This window comes from Pseudomonas sp. 13B_3.2_Bac1, from assembly GCF_025466205.1.
In the GTDB taxonomy this organism is placed as follows: Bacteria; Pseudomonadota; Gammaproteobacteria; order Pseudomonadales; family Pseudomonadaceae; genus Aquipseudomonas; species Aquipseudomonas fluorescens_H.
In genome coordinates this window covers 1-9,307 of sequence record NZ_JANLOG010000092.1, presented here as the reverse complement: position 1 = coordinate 9,307, position 9,307 = coordinate 1, and the positions used below count along the sequence as shown (strand labels likewise).

General features: G+C 60.7%; 7 protein-coding genes. 3 read left to right on the top strand and 4 right to left on the bottom strand.

Going from position 1 to position 9,307, the window contains the following annotated elements; genetic code table 11:
* Positions 1–87: 87 nt before the first annotated feature.
* From preA to hydA, 3 genes are all read right to left on the bottom strand, one after another.
* Positions 88–1,362 carry an NAD-dependent dihydropyrimidine dehydrogenase subunit PreA gene (gene preA, locus NTD85_RS15235; RefSeq protein WP_262142571.1) on the bottom strand — a complete coding sequence of 425 codons (1,275 nt, stop codon included), beginning with the start codon at positions 1,360–1,362 and terminating at the stop codon, positions 88–90.
* Positions 1,363–2,730, bottom strand: a complete 1,368-nt coding sequence (locus tag NTD85_RS15230; RefSeq protein ID WP_262142570.1) for an NAD(P)-dependent oxidoreductase — start codon at positions 2,728–2,730, stop codon at positions 1,363–1,365.
* A gap of 158 nt (positions 2,731–2,888) precedes the next feature.
* Positions 2,889–4,328, bottom strand: coding sequence for a dihydropyrimidinase (gene hydA, locus NTD85_RS15225; RefSeq protein ID WP_262142569.1), 1,440 nt, complete (start codon positions 4,326–4,328; stop codon positions 2,889–2,891).
* Between the two features lie 625 nt (positions 4,329–4,953).
* Between hydA and NTD85_RS15220 the strand changes: the two genes are divergently transcribed.
* The 3 genes from NTD85_RS15220 (at position 4,954) to NTD85_RS15210 (ending at position 8,908) form a co-directional block, all read left to right on the top strand.
* Positions 4,954–6,438, top strand: a complete 1,485-nt coding sequence (locus NTD85_RS15220) for an NCS1 family nucleobase:cation symporter-1 (RefSeq protein WP_262142568.1) — start codon at positions 4,954–4,956, stop codon at positions 6,436–6,438.
* Positions 6,439–6,580: 142 nt separating this feature from the next.
* Complete coding sequence (locus NTD85_RS15215; protein WP_201137945.1) at positions 6,581–7,864, top strand: Zn-dependent hydrolase; 1,284 nt, start codon at positions 6,581–6,583, stop codon at positions 7,862–7,864.
* Positions 7,865–7,990: 126 nt separating this feature from the next.
* The gene (locus NTD85_RS15210) at positions 7,991–8,908 is read left to right on the top strand and encodes a DHH family phosphoesterase (protein ID WP_262142567.1); all 918 of its coding nucleotides are present in this window, start codon (positions 7,991–7,993) and stop codon (positions 8,906–8,908) included.
* An 8-nt stretch (positions 8,909–8,916) separates the two neighbouring features.
* Here NTD85_RS15210 and NTD85_RS15205 read toward each other — a convergent pair whose 3' ends face one another.
* Positions 8,917–9,126, bottom strand: coding sequence for a hypothetical protein (locus NTD85_RS15205; protein ID WP_003224027.1), 210 nt, complete (start codon positions 9,124–9,126; stop codon positions 8,917–8,919).
* Between the last annotated feature and the right edge of the window lie 181 nt (positions 9,127–9,307).

The window sequence follows — 9,307 nt, the reverse complement described above, 5'->3', positions numbered from 1 at the left end:
GACCTACCCCGCACCCATTTTTTGAAAGGCTGCCAAATTGGGGGGGGGGGGTGCCCCGCGAAGGCGTCAATTCAGACGCCGCCGACCTTAAGGGGAGACATGGTACGGATTGCGCGGATCATGATTCCAGTCCAGAAACGGCTTGCCGGTTTCCATCGGCACCATCTCGATACAGTCCGCCACCGGGCAGGTGATCTGGCACAGATTGCAGCCGACGCACTCATCATCGATCACTTCATATTTATGCGTGCCGTCAGCCAGCTTGAGGCTGCTGATCGCCTGGTGTGAAGTGTCTTCGCAAGCAATGTGGCAGCGCCCGCAACCGATGCACGCGTCCTGGTCGATCTTCGCGATCACCTGATAGTTGATGTCGAGGTACTTCCAGTCCGTGGTATTGCCCACCGCGCGCCCGGAGAACTCGGCGATGTTGGCGTAGCCTTGGCTGTCCATCCAGCGCGACAGCCCGTCCTTCATCTCCTCGACAATCCGGAAGCCATGCAGCATCGCTGCCGTGCACACCTGCACCGCGCCGCTGCCCAGCGCCATGAATTCCGCCGCATCACGCCAACTGCCGATGCCGCCGATGCCGCAGATCGGCAGGCCTTGGGTCTGCGGATCACGAGCGATCTCGGCGACCATGTTCAGTGCAATCGGCTTGACCGCCGAACCGCAATAACCGCCGTGGGTGCTTTTGCTGCCGACGGTGGGCAGGGCGACCATGTGTTCCAGATCGACGCTGGTGATCGAGTTGATGGTGTTGATCAGCGACACCGCATCGGCGCCACCGCGATGCGCAGCGCGGGCAGCGACGCGGATGTCGGTGATGTTCGGCGTCAGCTTGACGATCACCGGCAGCGAGCAATAGGTCTTGCACCAGCGGGTGACCTGCTCGACGTATTCCGGCACCTGACCGACCGCCGCGCCCATGCCGCGCTCGGGCATGCCGTGCGGGCAACCGAAATTCAGCTCGATGCCATCGGCGCCGGTGGCTTCCACCAGCGGCAGGATGTGTTTCCACGATTCCTCGACACACGGCACCATCAGCGAGACGATCAGCGCGCGATCCGGCCAGTCTTTCTTGACCTGAGTGATCTCGCGCAGGTTGATTTCCAGCGAGCGGTCGGTGATCAGTTCGATGTTGTTGATCCCCAGCACTTCGCGGTTGTTGCCGTAGTGTGCCGAGTAGCGCGACGAGACGTTGACCGCTGCCGGGTCCTCGCCGAGGGTTTTCCAGACCACGCCACCCCAGCCGGCCTCGAAGGCACGGACCACGTTGTAAGCCTTGTCAGTCGGCGGCGCCGAGGCAAGCCAGAACGGGTTGGGGGCTTTGATGCCGGCGAAGACTATCGAGAGATCGGCCATTTACGCAGCCTCCACGTTGAGCATCAGTTGCGCGTTGATCGCCTCGGCGGCGAGTTTGCCATGCTGTACGGCTTGCACGGTGAGGTCCTGATCGAGGCTGGTGCAGTCACCGCCGGCATACACGCCGGGAATGCTCGTGCGCAGGTTGTCGTCAACCTGAATCCGCTCGCCTTGACGCTTGAGTTCGCGGGCCAGCGGGTCGGCGAGGGCGCTGCTGTCGAAGGTCTGGCCGATGGCTTTGAAAATCGCATCGGCGGCCAGTTCGAAGGTTTCGCCAGTGCTTTGCAGGCGACCGTCGACCAGTTCGGTACGAGCGAAACGCATACCGCGCACATGGCCCTGATCGTCGAGCAGCACTTCCTCCGGTTGCGCCCAGGTCAGCAGGCGCACCTGATTGGCCTTGGCAATGTCCTGTTCGTGGCCGGTGGCGCCCATGTCCGCCGCTCCCCGGCGATACACCAGATTCACATCGCAGGCACCGAGGCGGGCCATTTGCACGGCCATGTCGATCGCGGTGTTGCCGGCGCCGAGGACGATGCAGCGCTCGGCCAGTGGCAGTTGCGTCAAGTCATCGGCCTGGCGCAGTTCGCGGATGTAGTCGGTGGCGGCGAGCAGGCCGGGCGCGTCCTCGTGGGGCAGGCCGAGCTGTTTGCTGGCATTGAGGCCGAGGCCGAGGAACACCGCGTCGAACTGCTGATGCAGCTCGCTGAGGGTCAGATTCTCGCCGAGTTTCTGCCCGTGACGGATTTCGATGCCGCCGATCTGCAGGAGGAAATCCAGCTCCTTCTGCGCGTAGTCGTCGACCAGTTTGTACTTGGCGATCCCGTATTCATTAAGGCCGCCAGCCTTCTCCCGGGCTTCGAAAATCACCACGTCATGCCCGTGCATCGCGCTGCGGTGGGCGCAGGACAACCCCGCCGGCCCGGCGCCGACCACGGCGATGCGTTTGCCGGTAGCGGCGTTGCGCTGAAACGGGTGTTCAGTGAAGTGCGCGTTGTCCACGGCGTAGCGCTGCAGCAGGCCGATCAGCACCGGCGCGCATTCCTGGGCGTTGTTACGCACGCAGGCTTGCTGGCAGAGGATTTCCGTTGGGCAGACCCGCGCGCAACTGCCGCCGAGGATGTTCGCCGAAAGAATTTTCTGCGCCGCACCGGGCACGTTGTCCTGATGGATATTGCGGATAAACGACGGAATGTCGATTTCGCTGGGGCATGCATTGACGCACGGGGCGTCGTAGCAATACAGGCAGCGCGAGGCTTCCAGATGCGCCTGCCGGGCGTTGAGCGGTGGCGCCAGATCAGTGAAATGGCCGGCGAGGGCGGCCGCGCTTTCGTGCGGATGCGGGAGATGGTTCAGGGTCTCGATCACGGTTTTTTGCCTCACGGTTATTGAGGTTCTCTGCCTCTGATGGGCAGTGGTTTTTGTGGTGTCTGAACTGGCGCTATCGCGAGCAGGCTCACTCCTACAATTGGAATGCGTACACCTGTAGGAGTGAGCCTGCTCGCGATGAGGCCGAAGGCCTCGCTTTAGCGCTTAACGGCAGTCGGGCGATGTTGCTCAGCCCGCTTGCTCAGCAAATCAAACACCGCCGGATACGCCGGCCGTTCGATGTACCGCCCGGCCCCGCGCTCGGCGCGCAGGTCGCCGTCGGCCCAGACCACTTTGCCCTGGCTGACGGTATGGCTCGGCACGCCGCGCACGGTCTTGCCTTCGAAGATATTGAAGTCCACCTGCTGATGGTGGGTCTTGGCGGAGATGGTGCGGGTGCCTTGCGGATCCCACAGCACCAGGTCGGCATCGGCGCCGACGCGGATCGCGCCTTTGCGCGGGTAGAGGTTGAAGATTTTCGCGGTGTTGGTGGAGGTGAGGGCGACGAAGTCCTGCATCGACAAACGTCCGCTGTTGACCCCTTCATCCCACAGCACCGCCATGCGGTCTTCGATGCCGGCGGTGCCGTTGGGGATCTTGCTGAAGTCGTCGCGCCCGGCGGCTTTTTGCTCGGCGCAGAAGCAGCAGTGGTCAGTGGCGGTGGTGTGCAGATTGCCGCTTTGCAGGCCATGCCACAGCGCTTCCTGATGCCCGCGCGGGCGGAACGGCGGGCTCATCACGTAACCAGCGGCGGTCTGCCAGTCCGGGTGCTGGTAGACGCTGTCGTCGAGCAGCAAATGCCCGGCCAGTACTTCGCCGTACACCGGTTGACCCTTGCTGCGGGCGTAGGTGATTTCGTCCAGCGCTTCCTTGGTCGAGACGTGCACCAGATACAACGGCGTGCCGATGGTTTCAGCGATGCGAATCGCCCGGCTCGCCGCTTCGCCTTCCACCTGCGATGGCCGCGACAATGGATGCGCCTCCGGCCCGGTGATGCCCTGGGCCATCAACTTGCGTTGCAGGTGATAGACCAGCTCGCCGTTTTCCGCATGCACGGTCGGCACCGCGCCGAGTTCCAGACAGCGCTCGAAACTCGCCACCAGCGTGTCGTCGGCGGCCATGATCGCGTTCTTGTAGGCCATGAAATGCTTGAAGCTGTTGATCCCGTGATGGCTGACCAGATCGGCCATTTCCTCACGCACCTGTTCGCTCCACCAGGTGATCGCGACGTGGAAGCCATAGTCGGACGCAGACTTCTCGGCCCAGCCGCGCCACTGGTGAAACGCTTCCATCAGTGACTGCTGCGGATTGGGAATCACGAAGTCGATGATCGACGTCGTGCCCCCGGCCAGACCCGCCGCAGTGCCGCTGTAAAAGTCTTCGCTGGCCACGGTGCCCATGAAGGGCAGTTGCATGTGGGTGTGTGGATCGATGCCGCCGGGCATCAGGTATTGGCCGCTGCCGTCGAGCACTTCGGCGCCGGCGGGAATATCCAGGTTTTGACCAATGGCTTTGATCACGCCGTCGGCGCAATAGACGTCGGCGCGATAACTTTCATCATGGGTAACAACGGTGGCGCCACGGATCAACAGAGACATTCCGAGTTCCTCGCAGGCATGACCGACTTGTGCCGGTTCTAAATGTTTTATTGATGTACAACGCTGATCGGCGTATTCCTGTCAGCGCTGTCAGGAATAGAAGCTAGTCGCAGTTCTGCAATTGATCAAGATTATTTTTTATAAGCTTATTGCTGTTTTAACTGCATGAAAAATAACGATAAAAAACCTAAATCACCAAAATGGTGAGGCTGTTCACCATTTTGACGCACTTGACAGGATGGAAATATGAGCAAGATTTCCTATGTGAAATCAGCCGCTTGAAGTTGAGCTGCGGCTGAGCGCCGGTGATGAAAAAAAGTGCAGTGCACCAGATTGAGTCCTGACCGTTCGAACAACTTGGCAAACGTTTAGCCTGAGCGTGCAGACAAGTTTTCGAGGACGCTTCCGGTGAATAATTAAAACCGTGACATATCAGAAAGTTGCAATGCGTTTGAACCACGGCCCGATGCGTAAGCGGGGCATCCGGCACGTTTATTGATGCCGCCGCTGACACTCTGGCCGGTGCAAGAAAGTTGTCAGTTCCTCCGGCCATCGTCCGGTTCGCACCTTGGTGTGCAGCCGTCTGATGAGCAAAAAAAATAATCAGAAGAACAGTGGAGCGGCCATGCAACAGAACAGATCGCAAGTGACCGAGCGCGACGGCTTGTTCGAACTCGAAGCCGGTAGCGACGTCCTCGACAGTCCCCGTTACAACCACGACATGGCACCGACCAAGGTGCGCGAACGAACCTGGAACAAATGGCACATCACCGCGCTGTGGATCGGCATGTCGGTGTGCGTGCCGACTTACACCCTCGGCGGGGTGCTCACCGCCTATTTCGGCCTCACCGTCGGCGAAGCGCTGATGGCGATTCTGCTGGCCAACATCATCGTGCTGATCCCGTTGACGCTCAATGCCTTTCCCGGCACCAAGTACGGCATTCCATTCCCGGTGCTGCTGCGCTCGTCGTTCGGCGTGCTTGGCTCCAACGTGCCGTGTCTGATTCGTGCGCTGGTGGCGTGCGGCTGGTTCGGGATTCAAACGATGTTTGGCGGATTGGCGATTCACCTGTTTCTCGGCTCGATTTTCGACGGCTGGAAATCCCTCGGCGGAACCGGCGAGGTGATCGGTTTCATGATTTTCTGGTCGCTGAACCTGTGGGTGGTGATCCGCGGTGCCGAGTCGATCAAGTGGCTGGAAACCCTGTCTGCGCCGTTGTTGGTGGCAGTCGGCATCGGTCTGCTGGTGTGGGCCATGCCCAATGTGTCGATGACCGAGTTGCTGGCGATTCCACCGAAACGCCCGGAAGGCGCCAGTGTGGTCAGTTACTTCGCTGCCGGGCTGACCGCGATGGTTGGTTTCTGGGCCACGCTGTCGCTGAACATTCCCGACTTCAGCCGCTACGCCAAAAGCCAGAAGGATCAGATCCTCGGGCAGATTTTCGGCCTGCCGCTGACCATGTTCCTCTTCGCCTCACTCGGTGTGGTGATGACCGCCGCTTCGGTGAAACTGGTCGGCGTCACCGTGTCGGATCCGGTCAGTCTGATCGGCCATATCCAGAGCCCGATGTGGGTCGCGTTAGCCATGGCGCTGATCATCATCGCCACGCTGTCGACCAACACAGCGGCGAACATCGTTTCGCCGACAAATGATTTCCAGAACATCGCGCCCAAGGTGATCAATCGCACCAAAGCGGTGTTGCTCACGGGCTTCGTCGGGTTGGCGTTGATGGCACACGAGCTGCTGAAAAAGCTGGGCCTGATCGTGTCCGATGTCAGCCTGGAAACCGTGTATTCCAACTGGCTGCTGGGCTATTCGAGCCTGCTCGGGCCGATTGCCGGGATCATGGTGGTGGACTATTTCCTGATCAAGAAACAGCAACTGGACCTCGCCGGGTTGTACCGGGACGACGTGTATCCGGCGTGGAACTGGGCCGGTTTTACCGCGTTTGGCGTGCCGGTGGTGCTGACCTTGCTGTCGTTGGGCAGCGATGCGTTCAGCTGGTTTTACAGCTATGGCTGGTTTACCGGCTCGGCGCTGGGTGGGGTGATTTATTACGGGTTGTGTTCGATGCGAAGCAGCCCGTCTGTTGTGAAATCTTCGGTGTGAGGGATGGCCCCTTCGCGAGCAAGCCCGCTCCCACATTTTGGAATGCGTTCACTTGTGGGAGCGGGCTTGCTCGCGAAGGCGGCCTCAAACCCACCAAAGAATTACCTGAAGACACTCATAAGAACTGCCTGAGGAGATCAACATGAACGCAGCCGTAGACGTTCTGCAATCCACCCATCAGCACATCAACCGCGACCGCCTCTGGGCCTCGCTCATGGAACTGGCCAAGCTCGGCGCCACCGTCAAGGGCGGGGTCTGTCGCCTGGCCCTGACCGACCTCGACCGTCAGGCCCGCGACCTGTTTGTGCAATGGTGCAAGGACGCCGGGTGCAGCGTCACGGTGGATGAAGTCGGCAATATCTTCGCCCGTCGCCCGGGACGCAATCCGAACCTGCCGCCGGTGATGACCGGCAGCCACATCGACACCCAGCCCACCGGCGGCAAGTTCGACGGCTGCTTCGGCGTGCTCGCCGGCGTCGAAGTGCTGCGTACCCTCAATGATCTCGGCGTAGAAACCGAAGCGCCGCTGGAAGTGGTGGTCTGGACCAACGAAGAAGGCTCGCGCTTTGCTCCGTGCATGATGGGCTCCGGGGTGTTCGCGGAAAAATTCACCCTCGAAGAAACCCTGGCCAAGGTCGATGCCGATGGTGTCACCGTCGGCGAAGCCCTGAACGCCATCGGCTATGCCGGACCACGCAAAGTCAGCGGGCACAAGGTGGGTGCCTATTTCGAAGCACACATCGAGCAAGGCCCGATCCTCGAAGACGAGCAGAAAACCATCGGCGTGGTACTCGGCGCCCTCGGGCAAAAATGGTTCGACCTGAAACTGCGCGGCGTCGAAGCCCACGCCGGACCAACCCCGATGCACCTGCGCAAGGACGCCCTGGTCGGCGCCTCGGTGATCGTCGGCGCGGTCAACCGCGCGGCCCTCGGCCACCAACCCCATGCCTGCGGCACCGTTGGTTGCCTGCAAGCCTATCCCGGCTCGCGCAACGTCATCCCCGGCGAAGTGCGCATGACCCTCGACTTCCGGCATCTGCAACCGGAGCGACTCGATTCGATGATCGCCGAGGTGAAGCAAGTCATCGACGCCACTTGCGAAGAGCACGGATTGACCTATGAACTAACGCCGACTGCCGACTTCCCGCCGCTGTACTTCGAAAAAGGCTGCGTCGAAGCCGTGCGCGGTGCGGCGCAAGGCCTGGGCCTGTCACACATGGACATCGTCAGTGGCGCGGGACACGACGCAATCTTCCTTGCCGAACTCGGCCCGGCGGGAATGATCTTCGTACCGTGCGAGGGCGGGATCAGCCACAACGAAATCGAGAATGCCGCGCCGGATGATCTGGCGGCCGGGTGTGCGGTGTTGTTGCGGGCGATGCTCGCGGCTTCGGCGATGGTGGCCGCTGGTAAAGCCGCGGCCTGAAGATCAAAAGATCGCAGCCTGCGGCAGCTCCTACAGTTGGATTGCATTCAACCTGTAGGAGCTGCCGAAGGCTGCGATCTTTTTATGTCACCCCAATGTCATGGAAATGTGCGACGTTTGCGCCCCATGAAAATCATCACCTCCGGCGCCTCCTATCTGGACATCGACGCCTACGCCTGCTGCATCGCCTACGCAGAATTGCTCAACCTGCAAGGCGTACCCGCCCGCGCCGTCAGCAGCGCAAAGCCCAACAGCAGCGTGTCGCCGACCCTTCTGAGTTGGGGCGCTGCTTTTCAGCGTTACACGCCGCAAGCAAACGACGAATTCGTGCTGGTCGATGTGTCCGACTATCACCACTTCGACCCGCTGGTGGTGCTCGACCAAGTGGTTGAGGTCATCGATCATCACCCCGGTTACGAGCCGTACTGGGCAGAGCGACTGGGTTCCGCCGCCGACATCCGCCCGATTGGTGCAGCGGCGACGCTGGTTTTTCAGCGTTGGCAAGCTGCGGGTCTGCTCTCGCGAATCAGCGAGCAAAGCGCGAAATTGCTGGCCACGGCAATCCTCGATAACACGCTTAACCTCACCGGGCAGATGACCTCTGAGGCGGATATTGAAGCTTATGAGGTATTAATGCAGCGGGCGAATCTGCCGGCAAACTGGCCCGAGCAGTATTTCCTCGAATGTCAGGCCGCCATCGAAGCGGACCTGCAGACCGCGTTGGCGGCGGATCTGAAGCGCTTCAAACCGGACAGCAACCTGCCGCAGGTCTTCGCACAGATGACGGTGTGGGACGCCGATGCGTTGCTTCACAAACATCGCAACGAGATCGGCGGCTGGATGGTCGGGCAGGGCGATGACTGGTTGCTGAACGTCATCAGCATCCGTGACGGCAAGAGTTGTTTGCTGGCTGAGCCGCTGCTCAGCCAGCAGAAGCTGGATCGGTTGTTGCCGCTGCAATGGCAGGCGGGGATGGCGCTTGTGAAACCGTCGATGCTGCGCAAGGAACTGCTGAAACTGGGGTTGAACATCAACCCGGTCTGACGCTTTGATCAACCGGGCCGGTCATTCTTGCCCGCTGTGCCCTGGCGTCGGTCGGGGCCGTTGGGGTTGCCGACATCCAGCAACCTTCGTTCGACCAAAACATTCTCCAGTGCCTGACGCTCGACCGGCGCCATTTGGTGTTCGCGCTTTTTCAACTCCAGCAGGATGGGGCTGGACCAGGTGCGATAAGTCTGTTCGATGTTGCGACGCGACGTCATCAGTCTCTCCTTGATCAAGAGCCCGGTGGAGCTGGCAGGGGCTCAATCCGATGAGGGGGTAACCTTAGTCGAGAATCCTCGAGTCCGCGAATGCCGGGCTTTTCTGTGGGAGCGGGGGTGGTGGGGGGGGGGGGGGGGGGGGGGGTTTTTTTTTAAATAAAAAAAACATTTTTGGACAACA

Excerpts from the sequence above, each read along its gene's own strand:
- preA (WP_262142571.1), bottom strand. The coding sequence starts at position 1,362 with ATGGCCGATCTCTCGATAGTCTTCGCCGGCATCAAAGCCCCCAACCCG.
- hydA (WP_262142569.1), bottom strand. The coding sequence starts at position 4,328 with ATGTCTCTGTTGATCCGTGGCGCCACCGTTGTTACCCATGATGAAAGT.
- NTD85_RS15220 (WP_262142568.1), top strand. The coding sequence starts at position 4,954 with ATGCAACAGAACAGATCGCAAGTGACCGAGCGCGACGGCTTGTTCGAA.
- NTD85_RS15215 (WP_201137945.1), top strand. The coding sequence starts at position 6,581 with ATGAACGCAGCCGTAGACGTTCTGCAATCCACCCATCAGCACATCAAC.
- NTD85_RS15210 (WP_262142567.1), top strand. The coding sequence starts at position 7,991 with ATGAAAATCATCACCTCCGGCGCCTCCTATCTGGACATCGACGCCTAC.
- NTD85_RS15205 (WP_003224027.1), bottom strand. The coding sequence starts at position 9,126 with ATGACGTCGCGTCGCAACATCGAACAGACTTATCGCACCTGGTCCAGC.